Genomic DNA, 16741 nt, shown 5'->3' with positions numbered 1-16741 from the left:
GCATTCAGGCTATCTGGGGCGTTAAGGTACCGCCATGCGGCTGACCAACGTGGCGCACCTGCGGCTACCCTTCGGACGACTCTGGGGCTACGACGTTTCGGTGTCTGACCTTGGCCGGCGGCTCCCGGTGTCTTTTGACCAGCGCATACACGTTGGTGCGGGCCCACGGCCCGGTTCCTGGATGGCTCTGTCCATTCGGTTGCCTGCGGGGATCAGCCGCCAATCGTTGGCCGATGCGTGGCTGGCGGTGATCGCCCGTCACGGCACGCTACGAACGGCATTCACACCCGGGCCGGACGGCGACCCGCAGCTGCATGAGATCGATATTCACCCGGACAGGTGGGTCGAGCATGAGATCACTCCAGGCCAGGCGGTCAACGACGCACTGCGAGTAGTTCTCAATGCGGCGTGCTCGCCCTATGCGCGGCCCTCGCATCGGTTGTGTGTGTTGGAGACTGCCGCCGGATTGACGGTGGTGATCGCCGCCGACCACGCCCACGTGGACATGTGGTCGATGCTGGTGATTGCCCGGGACCTGTTGTCGCTGCTCGCTGACGCGCGCATCGGTCGTACGCCGCTGCAGCCGCCGCCGGCATTTGTCGAGCACACGCAGGCACTGTTGGACCGTCCCGCGGCACCGGACCTTGTGCGCGCGCGATGGGCACAAATCATCAGCGACAGCGGTGGGGTCATGCCACGGTTTCCGCTGCCGTTGGACGAATTCGGGCCGCATCCGGAACGCGTTGAAGTGCGTGACGTGTTCGACGTCGATGACGGCGCCGCGTTTGCCGAGCAGGCACGCGAGGACGGTGTCTCGACGCTGGCGCTTGCGGTGGTCGCCATGACTGCGGTGACCCGCGAGTTGGCCGGGGCCCCACTGCGCGCGGTGTTCCCCGTGCACAGCCGATTTGAAGAAAAATGGCACGACTCGGTGGGCTGGTTCATCACCAATTCGGTCTTGGAGTCGGCGGTGGCCGAGCCGTCCGCCGCGGCCGCCGCCGTCAAAGAAGCGGTGCAGCTGGGTTCCTGGCCACTGGCCGACGTACTGGCTCCGTGGGGTGGAATGCCCGTTGCGCCAGGAATGTTCGCGATTTCCTGGCTGGACCAACGCAGACTTCCGGTGCGCATCGACTCGGTCGGACTCGACGCCCAGTATGTGAGCGCGAGCGTTGACACCGACGGCGTGATGCTCTGGTTCATCCAGGACGAGTCCGGGCTACACCTGCGATGCCGCTACCCAGATACCACGGAGGCACGAACGAACGTGGGGGCGTGGCTGGACCTTTTGGTGGGGCGCCTACAGGCTCTGGCGCAGTCCTCGGTTCGAGGACTGCTGCGGGTAGCGGGCCGCGTCTTTCGTGTGCAGCGCGCGACGCGCGAACACGTGGGGGTGATCGCCGAGATGCTCTCCGACGACGAATTTGGTCAGGATCGCGAAGGCGCCGAACTCGAACGGTACGAGGCGGCCTACGACATGGTCGTTCGCAACCAATCCAACTATCTCGGAGTCGTCCTGAACAGTTCCGACATGGTAGTCGCGACGGTGCAATTGACCATCATTCCTGGCCTTTCCCGGGGCGGTGCCACCCGGCTGCAGATCGAGGGCTTACGGGTCGCCAAAGCCGAGCGTGCACAGGGTCTTGGTACTGCACTCGTCGAGTGGGCGCACAACTACGGCCGAGCACACGGGGCGCAGCTGGCGCAGGTGACCACGGACGAGGCTCGCGAAAGGGCGTTGGCGTTCTATCGGCGGCTCGGGTACCACGCCGCCCAGGTCGGGCTGAAATGCACCATCTGAGTCCATGCCGCGGTGTGCGACTCCCGTCACGCGCGCGGTACCGTTCTGCACTGCGCTGCGGGCCGCTGGATCTATCGCGAATCAGTTGGGTCATGCCGACGCGGCCACCACGCCGCGGATCTACCCATAGCGCCATAGCCAGGACGTTTGGATTAGCCGAGCTGACTAACGGCACACTGTCTGACCTGCAAGTTCTCACTGCTCCAGCAGTGCCCCCGGCAGGATTCGAACCTGCGGCCTTCTGCTCCGGAGGCAGACGCTCTATCCCCTGAGCTACGGGGGCGCACGATATAGATACTGCGCCAATGGGCTTGAAACTATCCGGGACAGACTAACGCATCCGGGTGGCTGCGCTGACACCGCAATGGATTCGAGGCGTAGGCACGCTAACCAATAGGATGGACGCTCGTGACCCCCGCTGACCTGGCTGAGCTGCTCAAAGTCACCGCATCCGCGGTGCTTGCCGAGCATGGCCTCGACGCATCCGCGCTACCGGCGACGGTCACCGTCGAGCGCCCGCGTAATCCCGACCACGGCGATTACGCCAGCAACCTGGCGTTACAGCTGGGCAAGAAGGTCGGCGCCAACCCGCGTGAACTGGCCGGATGGCTGGCCGAGGCGCTGGCTCAGGCCGACGGCGTCTCCTCGGCGGAAGTGGCCGGACCGGGCTTCATCAACCTGCGCCTCGAGGCCTCCGCGCAGGCCAAGGTCGTCAACGACGTCATCGACGCCGGCGAGCGCTTCGGTCACTCCGCGGCGCTGGCCGGCCGCAAGATCAACCTGGAGTTCGTCTCGGCCAACCCGACCGGGCCGATCCACATCGGCGGCACTCGCTGGGCCGCCGTCGGCGACGCGCTGGGCCGGTTGCTCTCGACGCAGGGGGCCGACGTGACGCGCGAATACTATTTCAACGACCACGGCGCGCAGATCGACCGATTCGCCAACTCGTTGATCGCGGCGGCCAAGGGTGAACCCACTCCCGAAGACGGCTACGCCGGCAGCTACATCAACGACATCGCCGCACAGGTGTTGGAGAAGGCGCCCGACGCGTTGAGCCTGCCGGACACCGAGATGCACGAGACCTTCCGCGAGATCGGCGTCGACCTGATGTTCACCCACATCAAAGAGACGTTGCACGAATTCGGCACCGACTTCGACGTCTACACCCACGAAGATTCGATGCACACCAGCGGCCGGGTCGACCAGGCCATCGCCAGGCTTCGCGACAGCGGCAACATTTACGAGAAGGACGGCGCAAGTTGGTTGCGCACCAGTGCTTTTGGCGATGACAAGGACCGTGTCGTGATCAAGAGCGACGGCAAGCCGGCCTACATCGCCGGCGACCTCGCCTACTACCTGGATAAACGGCAGCGCGGTTTCGACTTGTGCATCTACATGCTCGGTGCCGACCATCACGGATACATCGCGAGGCTCAAAGCCGCGGCGGCCGCCTTCGGTGACGACCCCGCGACCGTCGAGGTGCTGATCGGGCAGATGGTCAACCTGGTTCGCGACGGCCAGCCGGTGCGGATGAGCAAGCGCGCCGGCACCGTGATCACCCTCGATGACCTGGTGGACGCTCTCGGCGTGGACGCGGCGCGCTACAGCCTGATCCGCTCGTCGGTAGACTCCGCGATCGACATCGACTTGGCGCTGTGGTCCTCGGCGTCGAATGAAAACCCGGTCTATTACGTGCAATACGCGCATGCGCGGCTCTCGGCGTTGGCCCGCAACGCCGCCGAGCTCGGCCTGGTCCCCGATACCGGGCACCTCGAATTGCTCAGCCACGACAAAGAGGGCGCGCTGCTGCGCACCATCGGCGAATTCCCGCGGGTGCTCGATACCGCTGCGTCCCTGCGCGAACCGCACCGCATCTGCCGTTACCTGGAAGACCTCGCCGGTGATTACCACCGGTTCTACGACTCGTGCCGGGTGTTGCCCCAGGGCGATGAACAACCCACGGACCTGCACACCGCCCGGCTGGCGCTGTGCCAGGTCACCCGCCAGGTCGTCGCCAACGGATTGGGAATACTCGGCGTCAGCGCCCCGGAGAGAATGTGAACGTACATCCCGCCGGTCCCCGGCACGCCGAAGAAATCCGTCACGCGGACAGCCCGCCCCGGCCGCAGTCCCCCGAGGAGCTGCTGTCATTGGCGCCGAATGTCTGGCCGCTCAATATGGTTCGCGACGACGAGGGGGTGGCCGTCATCGCCGGCATCCCCGTGACCGAACTCGCTCGGGAGTACGGAACTCCACTGTTCGTCATCGACGAGGACGACTTCCGCTCTCGCTGCCGGGAGATCGCAGCGGCGTTCGGCGGTGGCGCCAACGTCCACTACGCCGCTAAAGCGTTCCTGTGCACCGAGATAGCTCGCTGGATCGACGAAGAGGGCCTCTCGCTGGATGTGTGCACCGGCGGAGAACTGGCCGTGGCGCTGCACGCGAACTTCCCGCCGGAGCGGATTACCCTGCACGGCAACAACAAATCTGTCGCGGAGTTGACGACCGCGGTCAAAGCCGGTGTGGGTCACATCGTTGTGGACTCGATGACCGAAATCGAACGCCTCGAAACCATCGCGGGTGACGCCGGCGTCGTCCAGGATGTCTTCGTCCGTCTCACCGTCGGCGTCGAGGCGCACACCCACGAGTTCATCTCCACCGCACATGAGGACCAGAAGTTCGGCCTGTCGGTCGCCGGCGGCGCGGCGATGGCAGCGGTGGCGCGGGTATTCGCCACCGATCACCTGCGGTTAGTCGGGTTGCACAGCCACATCGGTTCGCAGATCTTCGACGTCGCCGGCTTCGAACTGGCCGCGCGCCGGGTTCTCGGCCTGCTGCAGGAGGTCGTCGGCAAGTTCGGTGTCGAGAAGACCGCGCAGATCTCCACCGTCGATCTCGGTGGCGGCCTGGGCATCTCGTATCTGGCCTCCGATGATCCGCCTCCGATGGCCGAACTGGCGGCCAAGCTGAGCACGATCATCAGCAACGAGTCCGCGGCCGTGGGTCTGCCCACGCCCCGGCTGGTGGTGGAGCCCGGACGGGCCATCGCCGGACCGGGAACCATCACGCTCTACGAAGTCGGCACCGTCAAGGACGTCGAGGTCAGCACCACGGCAATCCGGCGCTACGTCAGCGTCGACGGCGGCATGAGCGACAACATCCGAACGGCGCTCTACGACGCGCAGTACGACGCCCGGTTGGTGTCGCGGGTTAGCGATGCACCGGCGGTGCTGGCCCGTATCGTCGGAAAGCATTGCGAGAGCGGCGATATCGTTGTGCGCGATACGTGGGTTCCCGGCGACCTGGGTCCAGGCGACTTGCTGGGGGTGGCTGCGACCGGCGCCTACTGCTATTCGCTCTCGAGCCGTTACAACATGATCTGTCGGCCCGCCGTGGTAGCGGTTCGCGATGGGCGGGCCCGCCTGATCCTGCGCCGGGAGACGGTCGACGATCTGCTGAGTCTGGAAGTGAGGTGAACGGTGTCCGGTAATGGAAAGCCAGTCGGCGTAGCGGTACTCGGGTTCGGCAACGTCGGCAGCGAAGTTGTCCGCATCATCGAGGAGAGCGCGGACGATCTCGCGGCCCGTGTCGGCGCGCCTCTTGCGCTGCGCGGCATCGGGGTCCGACGCGTTGCCCCCGATCGCGGTGTCCCCATCGAACTGCTCACCGACAACGTCGAACAACTGGTGTCGCGGGAAGACGTCGACATCGTCGTCGAGTTGATGGGGCCGGTCGAGCCGTCCCGCAAGGCAATCCTGGCCGCGCTCGAGCACGGCAAGTCCGTTGTCACGGCGAACAAGGCGTTGTTGGCCACATCGACCGAGGAGTTGGCGCAAGCGGCCGAAAATGCGCACGTCGACTTGTATTTCGAGGCGGCGGTCGCAGGCGCGATCCCGGTCATCCGCCCGCTCACCCAGTCGCTGGCCGGTGACACGGTGGTCCGGGTGGCCGGCATCGTCAACGGCACCACCAACTACATCCTCTCCGCGATGGACAGCACCGGCGCCACCTATGACAGCGCCCTGGCCGACGCGAGTGCGCTGGGCTACGCCGAGGCCGATCCCACCGCCGACGTCGAGGGCTACGACGCCGCGGCCAAGGCCGCGATTCTGGCATCCATCGCCTTCCACACCCGGGTGACCGCCGACGACGTGTATCGCGAAGGCATCAGCAAGATCACCCCCGCCGACTTCGCGTCCGCACATGCGTTGGGCTGCACCATCAAATTGCTGTCCATCTGCGAGCGCATCACCACCGACGACGGTCAGCAACGCGTCTCGGCGCGCGTCTACCCCGCGTTGGTGCCGCTGTCGCATCCGCTGGCCACCGTCAGCGGAGCTTTCAACGCGGTGGTGGTGGAGGCCGAGGCGGCGGGCCGGCTGATGTTCTACGGCCAGGGCGCCGGCGGTGCGCCCACCGCATCGGCGGTGACCGGTGACTTGGTGATGGCCGCTCGCAACCGGGTGCTGGGCAGTCGTGGGCCGAAAGAATCTAAGTACGCCCAGTTGCCGATCGCGCCAATGGGTTTCATATCCACCCGCTACTACGTCAGCATGAATGTCGCCGACAAGCCCGGCGTCTTGTCGTCGGTGGCAGCAGAATTCGCCAAACGCGAGGTCAGCATCGCCGAGGTCCGTCAGGAAGGCGTCGCGGACGAAGACGGGCGCCGGGTGGGAGCCCGCATCGTGGTGGTCACACACAGCGCCACCGACGCTGCACTCTCCGAAACCGTTGATGCGCTAGCCGATTTGGACGTCGTGCAGGGTGTGGCAAGCGTGCTGAGACTAGAAGGAACCAGCATATGAGCACGCCGGGAACCGCCGTCCACAAACCCTGGCCGGGATTGATCGCCGCCTACCGCGACCGATTGCCGGTCGGTGACGACTGGACGCCGATCACCCTGCTCGAGGGTGGTACTCCGCTGATTCCCGCGGCCCGGCTCTCGGAAAAGACCGGCTGCACGGTCCATCTCAAGGTCGAGGGCCTCAACCCCACCGGCTCGTTCAAGGACCGGGGCATGACGATGGCGGTCACCGACGCGGTGGCCCGCGGGCAGCAGGTGGTGTTGTGCGCGTCGACCGGAAACACCTCGGCGTCGGCGGCGGCGTACGCGGCGCGCGCGGGCATCACCTGTGCGGTGCTGATACCGCAGGGCAAAATCGCGATGGGCAAGCTCGCGCAGGCGGTCATGCACGGTGCCAAGATCATTCAGATCGACGGCAACTTCGACGACTGCCTGGAGCTGGCCCGCAAGATGGCCACCGACTTCCCGACGATCTCGCTGGTCAACTCGGTCAACCCGGTGCGGATCGAGGGCCAGAAGACGGCGGCGTTCGAAATCGTGGACGCACTGGGTACGGCGCCGGATGTCCATTCACTGCCCGTCGGCAACGCCGGCAACATCACCGCGTACTGGAAGGGGTACACCGAGTACCACCAGGAGGGCGTGTTCGAGAAGCTACCGCGCATGCTGGGCACCCAGGCGGCCGGGGCGGCGCCCCTGGTACACGGCAAACCCGTCAAGAACCCCGAGACCATTGCCACCGCGATCCGCATCGGTTCACCGGCGTCGTGGACGGCTGCCGTTGCGGCCCAGCAGCAATCCGGTGGACGCTTCCTGGCCGCGACCGACGAAGAGATCTTGGCGGCATACCATCTGGTGGCCCAATCCGAGGGTGTGTTCGTCGAACCCGCGTCCGCGGCCAGCATTGCGGGTCTGCTGAAGTCCGTCGAAGACGGTTGGGTCGCCCGCGGATCGACCGTGGTGTGCACGGTAACCGGTAACGGCCTCAAGGATCCCGACACGGCGCTGAAGGACATGCCGAGCGTGTCCCCGCTGCCGGTGGATCCGGTACTCGTCGTAGAGAAGCTGGGGCTCGCGTAGTGGAAGCCTGCCGGTGAATCAGCTGCTGCCCGCCGGGCTGGTGGCCAGCGCCGTAGTGTCGGCGTCCAGCGCCAATCTTGGCCCCGGGTTCGACAGCATCGGCCTGGCATTGAGTCTGCACGACGAGATCGTCCTGGAGACAATCGATTCCGGCTTGGTCGTGGAGGTCGAAGGAGAGGGCGCCGGTCAGGTGCCGCTGGGACCCGAGCATCTGGTGGTGCGCGCCATCGAGCGCGGGCTGCAAGCTGCCGGCGTCCGTGTTCCCGGCATGGTGGTGCGCTGTCGCAACGCCATCCCACATTCGCGCGGTCTCGGTTCATCCGCGGCGGCGGTGGTCAGTGGACTCGCTGCGATCAATGGCCTTGTTGCACAAACGGATTCGACACCGCTCAGCGAAGCGCAGTTGATCCAGCTGTCCTCGGAGTTCGAGGGTCATCCCGACAACGCGGCGGCCGCGGTGTTGGGTGGTGCCGTGGTTTCCTGGACTGACCGGGCCGGCGACGCGCCCGACTATTCGGCCGTTTCGCTGGCACTGCATCCCGATATCCGGCTGTTCTGCGCGATCCCCGAGGAACGCTCCTCGACCGTCGAGACGCGGGTGCTGCTGCCCGCCCAGGTCAGCCACGAGGACGCCAGGTTCAACGTCAGCCGCGCCGCATTGCTGGTGGTCGCCCTGACCAAACGCCCGGATCTGCTGATGGCGGCCACCGAAGATGTGCTTCATCAACCGCAACGGGCTCCTGCCATGCCGGCGTCGGCGGAATATCTGCGACTGCTGCGGCGTCTTAACGTCTCAGCGACGCTTTCGGGGGCTGGTCCGTCCGTCATTGCATTGACGACAGAACCGGAGTTGCCTGCGGAGGCGCTGGACTACGGCGTTGCGCATGGATTTACCATCACTGAGATGACGGCCGGCGAAGGAGTTCGCTGGAGCCCGGGTGTCACGGTCGCCGGTTAATCCACAAGCTCACCGGAGGGTTTGCTTGCTTCAAGCACAGATGCGGGCTATCCTCGGCATCGTCCAGCAATCGCAGTCATCTGCATCTGCATACATACTGCCTTGCCGCTGGTACAACACCAATTCTTCTCGTGGACGAGGTTCGCCGTTTTCTCCGCCCATCCAGGCGATCACCGTTGCAGAGTCGATTTTTGGGTGCACTCGGCAATTTGGCTGAATGCAACGAACCCTCGTATGACGTGATCAGCGAGGGAAGAAAGGAAATCCGTGACTGATACGGACCTGTTCACGGCTGGCGAAAGTACCGACAGCGATCAGCTGTCGAACGCCGTGACCCCAGACACTCCAGACGTCAAGACCAACGCCTCGGGCTCCCTGTCCACCATGGTGCTGCCCGAGTTGCGTGCGCTGGCTAATCAGGCCGGCGTCAAGGGGACGTCGGGCATGCGTAAGAACGAACTCATTGCCGCGATCAAGGAAATCAGGGGACAGGCCAACGGCACTGCTGCCGGCGCCGCCCCGTCCGAGGACGGTGGCAAGTCTGACCAAGAAAAGAACGAACAGAAAACAGGTGCCGAAGCACCGGCCTCCCAAGGGGAGCAGAAGGATTCAGCGACCGAGGGGGGGCCGCGGCGGGAACGGCGCGGGGCCTCCCGCGACGCGGGATCGGCCACCCGCACCGCCGATGAGGCGGATCGCGAAGGCTCGGACAATCGCAATGGCGCAGCCACCGGTGAGGCCGACAAGCGCGACTCCGACAAGCGCGACGCGGGCCAACGCGACGACAAGCGCGACGCGGGCCAAAAGGAAGCCAAGACCGACGAGCGCTCCTCGGACGGTGGCGACCAGCAGGGGTCTGGCGGCCAGCAGAATCGTGGCGGCTCGAACCAGCAAGATGACGACGGCGACGGCCGTGGGGGCCGGCGTGGCCGCCGCTTCCGCGACCGCAGGCGTCGCGGCGAACGCTCCGGCGAAGGCGGTGGCGGCGACGCCGCGGAACTGCGCGAGGACGACGTTGTCCAGCCGGTAGCCGGCATCCTCGACGTCCTCGACAACTACGCATTCGTGCGCACTTCCGGCTATCTGGCCGGTCCGCACGACGTCTATGTGTCCATGAACATGGTGCGCAAGAACGGCCTGCGCCGCGGTGATGCGGTGACCGGCGCCGTTCGGGTTCCCAAGGACGGCGAACAGCCCAACCAGCGGCAGAAGTTCAACCCGCTGGTCCGCCTGGACAGCGTCAACGGTGGACCGGTCGAGGACGCCAGGAAGCGTCCCGATTTCTCCAAGATGACGCCGTTGTATCCCAACGAGCGGCTGCGTCTGGAGACCACTCCCGACCGGCTGACCACCCGGGTCATCGACCTCATCATGCCGATCGGCAAGGGTCAGCGTGCGCTGATCGTGTCGCCGCCCAAAGCGGGTAAGACGACGATCCTGCAGGACATCGCCAACGCGATCACCAAGAACAACCCGGAATGCCACCTGATGGTCGTGCTGGTCGACGAGCGGCCCGAGGAAGTCACCGACATGACGCGCTCGGTCAAGGGCGAGGTCATCGCCTCGACCTTCGATCGGCCGCCGTCCGACCACACCGCCGTCGCCGAGCTCGCCATCGAGCGGGCCAAGCGGCTCGTGGAGCAGGGCAAGGACGTCATCGTGTTGCTGGACTCGATCACCCGGCTGGGCCGCGCGTACAACAACGCGTCGCCGGCGTCCGGCCGCATCCTGTCCGGTGGTGTCGACTCCACCGCGCTGTACCCGCCCAAGCGCTTCCTCGGCGCCGCCCGCAACATCGAGGAAGGCGGGTCGCTGACCATCATCGCCACCGCGATGGTCGAGACCGGGTCCACCGGTGACACGGTTATCTTCGAGGAGTTCAAGGGCACGGGTAACGCCGAGCTCAAGCTGGATCGCAAGATCTCGGAGCGGCGGGTCTTCCCGGCTGTCGACGTGAATCCCTCTGGCACAAGAAAAGACGAGCTGTTGCTCTCGCCGGACGAGTTCGGCATTGTGCACAAGCTGCGCCGGGTGCTGTCGGGTCTGGATTCCCATCAGGCCATCGACTTGCTGATGTCGCAGCTGCGCAAGACGAAGACCAACTACGAGTTCCTGGTGCAGGTTTCCAAGACCACACCGGGGAACATGGACAACGACTAGCGTCGCAAGCTGGTATGTCTGGCTCACCGATCGGCTGCCGACCACGGCGACCATAAGCTCCTCAAACGGTCGCCGTACGGCGACCGAGGGCGGCCTGCTGTGGACGCGAGACGGGCAAACCAGGGCCTACACACCGGCCTGAGCCGGACAGCCGGGTGGGGTCGGGTCGCCGGGAATGTGCGGGCGCATCTCGGCGTTTGGGCAGAAGGTGGTTGACCTGGCATAATCGAGCGTCGACTGCCCGGAACCGCCTCAGGTTCTGTGTTTACGCCTAACGGCCGGATCCCTGCGGGGCACCAGGGCGACAACGATCGAAGAGGACATCATGAAAGCTGACATTCATCCCGCCTACGCGGAGACCACAGTGCTCTGCGGATGCGGCAACACATTCGAGACACGCAGCACCAAGGACGGCGGTCGGATTGTCGTCGAGGTTTGCTCGCAGTGCCACCCGTTCTACACCGGCAAGCAGAAGATCCTCGACAGCGGTGGTCGCGTGGCGCGCTTCGAAAAGCGCTACGGAAAGCGGAAGGCCGGCGCCGACCAGGCTGAATCGGCCGACAAATAGCTGCCTTACCGACGCCCGAACTGTGCACGAAGTTGCGCAGGCCGGGCGTCGGTTCGCGTTTGCGGCAAAGCGGACGAACGGGGGAGGAGGTGTGCGATGACGCAACCGGTACAGACGATTGACGTGCTGCTCGCCGAACACGCCGAGCTGGAGCAGCGACTGGCGGACCCCGAGCTGCACAGCAATCCCGACGAGGCACGCAAGGCGGGCCGTCGATTCGCCCGCCTGGCCCCGATCATCGCCACGCACCGCAAGCTGGCGTCGGCCCGCGGCGACCTGGAGGCCGCGCGCGAACTGGCCGCCGACGACGAGTCGTTCGCCGACGAGGTCGTCGAACTCGAAGCCCGCGTGGCCGAACTGGACACCCAACTCACCGACATGCTGGCTCCCCGCGATCCGCATGATGCCGACGACGTCGTGCTCGAAGTCAAATCCGGCGAGGGCGGCGAGGAATCGGCATTGTTCGCCGCCGATTTGGCCAGGATGTACATCCGCTATGCCGAGCGGCATGGCTGGACGGTGACGGTGCTGGACGAAACCCATTCCGACCTGGGCGGCTACAAGGATGCGACGCTGACGATCGCCAGTAAGGGTGACTCGGTCGACGGGGTGTGGTCGCGCCTGAAGTTCGAGGGCGGTGTCCACCGCGTACAACGCGTCCCCGTGACGGAATCCCAAGGCCGCGTGCATACTTCGGCGGCGGGCGTGCTGGTCTATCCCGAACCCGAGGAAGTCGGCGCGGTGCAGATCGATGAATCGGATCTGCGCATCGACGTCTACCGCTCATCGGGCAAAGGCGGGCAGGGCGTCAACACCACCGACTCGGCGGTGCGGATCACCCATCTGCCCACCGGGATCGTGGTCACCTGCCAAAACGAACGGTCGCAGTTGCAGAACAAAGTCCGGGCTATGCAGGTGCTGGCCGCCCGTCTGCAGGCACTCGCCGAGGAACAGGCATCGGCCGACGCGTCGGCGGATCGGGCCAGCCAGATTCGCACCGTGGATCGCAGCGAACGAATCCGCACCTACAACTTCCCGGAGAATCGGATCACCGATCACCGAATCGGTTTCAAGTCGCACAATCTCGATCAGGTTCTCGACGGCGATCTGGATGCGCTCTTCGACGCATTGAGCGCCGCCGACAAACAGTCCCGGTTGCAACAGGCATGACCGTCCTTCGGCGCGCAATCGACTCGGCTGCGGCGTTGCTCGCCGAAGCCGGAATCGATTCTGCGCGTTGTGATGCCGAGCAGTTGGCCGCTCACGTGGCGGGCGCCGAGCGCGGCCGGCTGACGCTGGTCGAGTCCATCGACGACGAGTTCTTGGTCCGCTACCACGACGTCGTCGCTGCCCGCTCGCGGCGAGTGCCGTTGCAGCATCTCACCGGAACGGCGGCATTCGGGCCGGTCATGCTGCACGTCGGCCCCGGCGTATTCATCCCGCGCCCGGAGACCGAGGCCCTCTTGGAATGGGCCACGGCGCAGCGCCTCGCCACGGCGCCCGTGATTGTCGACTTGTGCACCGGGTCGGGTGCCCTGGCGGTGACGCTGGCTCGGCACTGGCCGGCGGCCCGGGTCATCGCCATCGATGACTCCGATGAAGCCCTGGACTATGCGCGTCGCAACACCGAAGGCACCGCGGTCGAGCTGGTACACGCCGACGTCGCCAGGCACGGCCTGCTTCCTGAGCTCGATGGTCGAGTCGACCTGATCGTGGCCAACCCGCCTTACGTGCCCGATGGCGTCTCGCTGGAACCCGAAGTGGCCGATCATGATCCACCCCATGCGGTGTTCGGCGGTCCGGACGGAATGGCGGTGATCGGCGCGGTGGCAGACCTCGCCGGACGCTGGCTGCGTCCCGGCGGCCTGTTCGCCGTCGAGCACGATGACAGCACGCCGTCGCTGACTGTCGAATTGATCGAGCGCACCGGGCTTTTCGACGACATCCAGGCGCGCCAAGATCTCACGGGGCGGCCGAGGTTCGTGACTGCGCGAAAGTGTGGTGCCCGTGACTGAGGTGTTCAAATGTACTGAAGCCGAAGCGCGTGCGGCCGGAATCGCCTCGGCGGTAGGGGCTCTCAAGGGCGGTCGACTGGTCGTGATGCCGACGGACACGGTGTACGGCATCGGCGCCGACGCCTTCGACACCAGCGCCGTGGCCGCCCTGCTGTCGGCGAAGGGACGAGGACGCGACATGCCGGTCGGCGTGCTGGTCGGCTCCTGGCACACCATCGAGGGTCTGGTCTACACCATGCCGGACGGTGCACGCGAGCTGATCCGTGCATTCTGGCCTGGAGCGCTGAGTCTGGTTGTGGCGCAAGCGCCGTCGTTGCAGTGGGATCTCGGCGACGCCCGCGGCACGGTCATGTTGCGGATGCCGCTGCACCCGGTCGCCATCGAGCTGCTGCGCGAGGTCGGGCCGATGGCGGTATCGAGCGCCAACGTCTCCGGTCGGCCGCCCGCGGTGAACGCTGACCAAGCACGCGACCAACTCGGCGATCTCGTCGACGTCTATCTCGACGCCGGGCCCTCCGAACAGCAGGCCGCCTCGACGATCGTCGACCTCACCGGCGATACGCCGCGCCTGCTGCGAGCCGGACCGGTGAGCGTCGAGCGGATCGCCGAGGTACTCGGAATGGACCCGGGACGGTTGATCGCCTAGCGGGGCACCAACGACGAAGCGCGGACTCAGGTCTGAAGGAAGGTGGCGTACGGTCTCGTGGTGTCCAGCGACGCAACCAACGATCTAGTCAGCCTTGCCACCGGCCTGTACGCCCTGTCCGATCGGGGCGCCGGGGTTCCGCTGCGCGAGCTTGCATTGGTCGGACTGACCGCCGCGATCATCACCTACTTCGTGACCGGGCCGGTGCGGGTGCTGGCCACCCGCTTGGGCGCGGTCGCCTATCCCCGCGAACGCGATGTGCACGTGACGCCGACCCCTCGCATGGGCGGGCTGGCGATGTTTGTCGGTGTGCTGTCCGCCGTGTTCTTGGCCTCCCAGCTTCCCGCGCTGACTCGCGGGTTCGTCTATTCCACTGGTATGCCGGCGGTTCTGGTGGCGGGCGCGGTGATCATGGGGATCGGGCTCATCGACGACCGCTGGGGCCTGGATGCCCTGACGAAATTCGCCGGCCAGATCACCGCCGCCAGCGTGCTGGTCACGATGGGCGTTGCCTGGAGCGTGCTGTATATCCCACTCGGGGGCGTCGGCACCGTGGTGCTGGATCAGGCGTCGTCGATCCTGCTCACGCTGGCGCTGACGGTGTCGGTCGTCAACGCGATGAACTTCGTCGACGGGCTCGACGGGCTGGCGGCCGGACTGGGACTCATCATGGCGCTGGCGATCTGTATGTTCTCCGTCGGTCTGCTCCGCGACCACGGCGGCGACGTGCTGTTCTACCCGCCCGCCGTCATTTCGGTCGTGCTGGCCGGGGCCTGTCTCGGCTTCCTGCCGCACAACTTTCACAAAGCCAAGATCTTCATGGGCGACTCCGGCTCGATGCTGATCGGCTTGATGCTCGCGGCCGCATCCACCACCGCGGCCGGCCCCGTATCGCAAAGCGCCTACGGCGCCCGCGACGTCTTTGCCCTGTTGTCGCCGTTCCTGCTGGTGGTCGCGGTGATGTTCTTTCCGATGCTCGACTTGCTGCTGGCGATCGTGCGCCGTACCCGCGCGGGCCGCAGCGCGTTCAGCCCCGACAAGATGCACCTGCACCACAGGTTGCTGCAGATCGGTCATTCCCATCGCCGGGTGGTACTGATCATCTACTTGTGGGTCGGCATCGTCGCGTTCGGTGCCGCCAGCACGATCTTTTTCAACCCGCGCGACACCGGCGCGGTCATGCTGGGCGCCATTGTGATTGCCGGCGTCGCGACGGCGATCCCGCTCTTGCGCCGCCGCGACGACTACTACGACGAGGAGTAGTAGTAGTCCTGACCTTGTGGTACGGTGCTGGTAGAACCCCGAAATGAATCCTCAGGGTTGCCGGCCACCCGGCCCGTCGGATCGTTTTCCGACAGTGCCGATTCACGACCGACAGAGGGAGCCACCCCTTGCGTGATTCCACTGTGACGTGCGATACGCTCGGCGGGCCACCGATCAGTCGGTCGGAAAGTTTCCGCTCCATCAATCCGGATTGAGGTGCTGCAGTGACGACACCAGCGCAGGACGCGCCGTTGGTGTTTCCCGCTGTTGCTTTCAACCCGGCCCGGCTCCTGGTGGTCTGCGCCGCGATCACCGCGGTGGCGATAGCTGCCGCCGGTTTGTCCGGTCATCTGATGGTCGGCGTGTTCTTCGGCGTCGGATTGCTCCTGGGTTTGCTCAACGCCCTCTTAGTGCGTCGCTCGGTTGCCTCGATAACGGCGAAAGAACATCCGCTGAAAAGTTCGATGGCGATCAACTCGGCGTCCCGGCTGGCGATCATCACCATCATCGGGCTGATCATCGCTTTCATCTTCCGGCCCGCCGGGCTGGGCGCGGTGTTTGGCCTGGCGCTTTTCCAGGTGGTGTTGGTGCTCTCGACCGCGCTGCCGGTATGGAAGAAGCTGCGGACCGGCAATTGGGCGGAGTCGGGACCGGAAGGAACGGAAAGAGGGAACACCAGCGATGACTGACACGACGTTCCTGGCTGAAGGTGCGATCGAGGTCGGCGAGCACACCCACGCCACCTGGCTCGGGTTGACCGTCAACACCGACACGATTCTGTCGACCGGGATCGCTGCGATCATCGTGCTGGCCCTGGCCTTTTACCTGCGCGCGAAGATCACCTCGACCGGTGTGCCCAGCGGAGTGCAGTTGTTCTGGGAGGCCATCACGGTCCAGATGCGCGATCAGATCGAGGCCGCGGTCGGGATGCGGATCGCGCCGTTCGTGTTGCCACTGGCGGTCACCATCTTCGTGTTCATCCTGATCTCCAACTGGCTGTCGGTACTGCCGCTGCAGTACACCGATAAATCGGGACGCACCACCGAGTTGCTCAGCTCCGCGGCCGCGGACATCAATTATGTTCTGGCGCTGGCCCTTTTCGTCTTCGTCTGCTACCACGTGGCCGGCATCTGGCGTCGCGGCATCGTCGGGCACCCGCTCGCGGTGCTCAAGGGCCACGTGGCTTTCCTGGCGCCGATCAACCTCGTCGAAGAGCTCGCGAAGCCAATCTCGTTGTCGCTCCGACTTTTCGGGAACATCTTCGCCGGCGGCATCCTGGTCGCGCTGATCGCGCTCTTCCCGCCCTACATCATGTGGGCGCCGAACGCGATCTGGAAGGCGTTCGACCTGTTCGTCGGTGCGATCCAGGCGTTCATCTTCTCGATTCTGACCATCCTGTACTTCAGCCAAGCCATGGAGATCGAAGATCACCATGACTGAGACCACCAT

General features: G+C 65.5%; 14 protein-coding genes and 1 tRNA gene. 14 read left to right on the top strand and 1 reads right to left on the bottom strand.

The features are described 5' to 3' along the window. Nucleotides 1-34: 34 nt before the first annotated feature. Nucleotides 35-1798 (top strand): GNAT family N-acetyltransferase, encoded by a 1764-nt coding sequence (locus OK015_RS22630; protein ID WP_268126271.1) that lies wholly within the window; start codon nt 35-37, stop codon nt 1796-1798. A 210-nt stretch (nt 1799-2008) separates the two neighbouring features. Here OK015_RS22630 and OK015_RS22625 read toward each other — a convergent pair. After that, nucleotides 2009-2081: transfer RNA gene (locus OK015_RS22625), tRNA-Arg, on the bottom strand. A gap of 125 nt (nt 2082-2206) precedes the next feature. On the opposite strand from OK015_RS22625, the gene argS reads away from it, so the two are divergent. From argS to atpB, 13 genes are all read left to right on the top strand, one after another. After that, entirely contained in the window at nt 2207-3859 is a 1653-nt protein-coding gene (gene argS / locus OK015_RS22620) for an arginine--tRNA ligase (RefSeq protein WP_268126268.1), read from the top strand. After that, a complete protein-coding gene (lysA, locus tag OK015_RS22615) occupies nt 3856-5274 on the top strand; it encodes a diaminopimelate decarboxylase (RefSeq protein WP_268126267.1) in 1419 nt (472 codons plus the stop codon). The genes argS and lysA overlap by 4 nt, the downstream gene beginning before the upstream one ends. A gap of 3 nt (nt 5275-5277) precedes the next feature. Further along, nucleotides 5278-6603 (top strand): homoserine dehydrogenase, encoded by a 1326-nt coding sequence (locus OK015_RS22610; protein WP_268126265.1) that lies wholly within the window; start codon nt 5278-5280, stop codon nt 6601-6603. Then, entirely contained in the window at nt 6600-7682 is a 1083-nt protein-coding gene (gene thrC, locus OK015_RS22605; RefSeq protein ID WP_268126264.1) for a threonine synthase, read from the top strand. The genes OK015_RS22610 and thrC overlap by 4 nt, the downstream gene beginning before the upstream one ends. Nucleotides 7683-7704: 22 nt before the next feature. Further along, nucleotides 7705-8640: a homoserine kinase gene (gene thrB, locus OK015_RS22600; protein ID WP_268132994.1), complete on the top strand. Its 936-nt coding sequence runs from the start codon at nt 7705-7707 to the stop codon at nt 8638-8640. Between the two features lie 267 nt (nt 8641-8907). Beyond that, the gene (rho, locus tag OK015_RS22595) at nt 8908-10800 is read left to right on the top strand and encodes a transcription termination factor Rho (protein WP_268126262.1); all 1893 of its coding nucleotides are present in this window, start codon (nt 8908-8910) and stop codon (nt 10798-10800) included. Nucleotides 10801-11125: 325 nt separating this feature from the next. Next, nucleotides 11126-11368 (top strand): 50S ribosomal protein L31, encoded by a 243-nt coding sequence (rpmE, locus tag OK015_RS22590; RefSeq protein WP_268126260.1) that lies wholly within the window; start codon nt 11126-11128, stop codon nt 11366-11368. A gap of 96 nt (nt 11369-11464) precedes the next feature. Continuing rightward, on the top strand, nt 11465-12538 hold the full coding sequence (prfA, locus tag OK015_RS22585; protein ID WP_268126256.1) for a peptide chain release factor 1: 1074 nt from the start codon (nt 11465-11467) through the stop codon (nt 12536-12538). Continuing rightward, nucleotides 12535-13383 (top strand): peptide chain release factor N(5)-glutamine methyltransferase, encoded by an 849-nt coding sequence (gene prmC, locus OK015_RS22580; protein ID WP_268126254.1) that lies wholly within the window; start codon nt 12535-12537, stop codon nt 13381-13383. Before prfA ends, prmC begins: the two co-directional genes overlap by 4 nt. After that, complete coding sequence (locus tag OK015_RS22575; protein WP_442791149.1) at nt 13367-14029, top strand: L-threonylcarbamoyladenylate synthase; 663 nt, start codon at nt 13367-13369, stop codon at nt 14027-14029. The genes prmC and OK015_RS22575 overlap by 17 nt, the downstream gene beginning before the upstream one ends. Before the next feature lie 42 nt (nt 14030-14071). Next, the gene (locus tag OK015_RS22570; RefSeq protein ID WP_268126249.1) at nt 14072-15292 is read left to right on the top strand and encodes a glycosyltransferase family 4 protein; all 1221 of its coding nucleotides are present in this window, start codon (nt 14072-14074) and stop codon (nt 15290-15292) included. A gap of 224 nt (nt 15293-15516) precedes the next feature. Continuing rightward, complete coding sequence (locus OK015_RS22565; protein ID WP_268126247.1) at nt 15517-15981, top strand: ATP synthase subunit I; 465 nt, start codon at nt 15517-15519, stop codon at nt 15979-15981. Further along, nucleotides 15974-16732 (top strand): F0F1 ATP synthase subunit A, encoded by a 759-nt coding sequence (gene atpB, locus OK015_RS22560; RefSeq protein WP_268126245.1) that lies wholly within the window; start codon nt 15974-15976, stop codon nt 16730-16732. Before OK015_RS22565 ends, atpB begins: the two co-directional genes overlap by 8 nt. Nucleotides 16733-16741 lie beyond the last annotated feature (9 nt).

The organism is Mycobacterium sp. Aquia_216 (genome assembly GCF_026723865.1).
GTDB lineage: Bacteria > Actinomycetota > Actinomycetes > Mycobacteriales > Mycobacteriaceae > Mycobacterium.
This window is presented reverse-complemented; position numbering and strand designations above follow the sequence as displayed.

Coding starts and splice junctions, on each gene's coding strand:
- OK015_RS22630 (WP_268126271.1), top strand. CDS start 35: ATGCGGCTGACCAACGTGGCGCACCTGCGGCTACCCTTCGGACGACTC.
- thrC (WP_268126264.1), top strand. CDS start 6,600: ATGAGCACGCCGGGAACCGCCGTCCACAAACCCTGGCCGGGATTGATC.
- rpmE (WP_268126260.1), top strand. CDS start 11,126: ATGAAAGCTGACATTCATCCCGCCTACGCGGAGACCACAGTGCTCTGC.
- prfA (WP_268126256.1), top strand. CDS start 11,465: ATGACGCAACCGGTACAGACGATTGACGTGCTGCTCGCCGAACACGCC.
- prmC (WP_268126254.1), top strand. CDS start 12,535: ATGACCGTCCTTCGGCGCGCAATCGACTCGGCTGCGGCGTTGCTCGCC.
- atpB (WP_268126245.1), top strand. CDS start 15,974: ATGACTGACACGACGTTCCTGGCTGAAGGTGCGATCGAGGTCGGCGAG.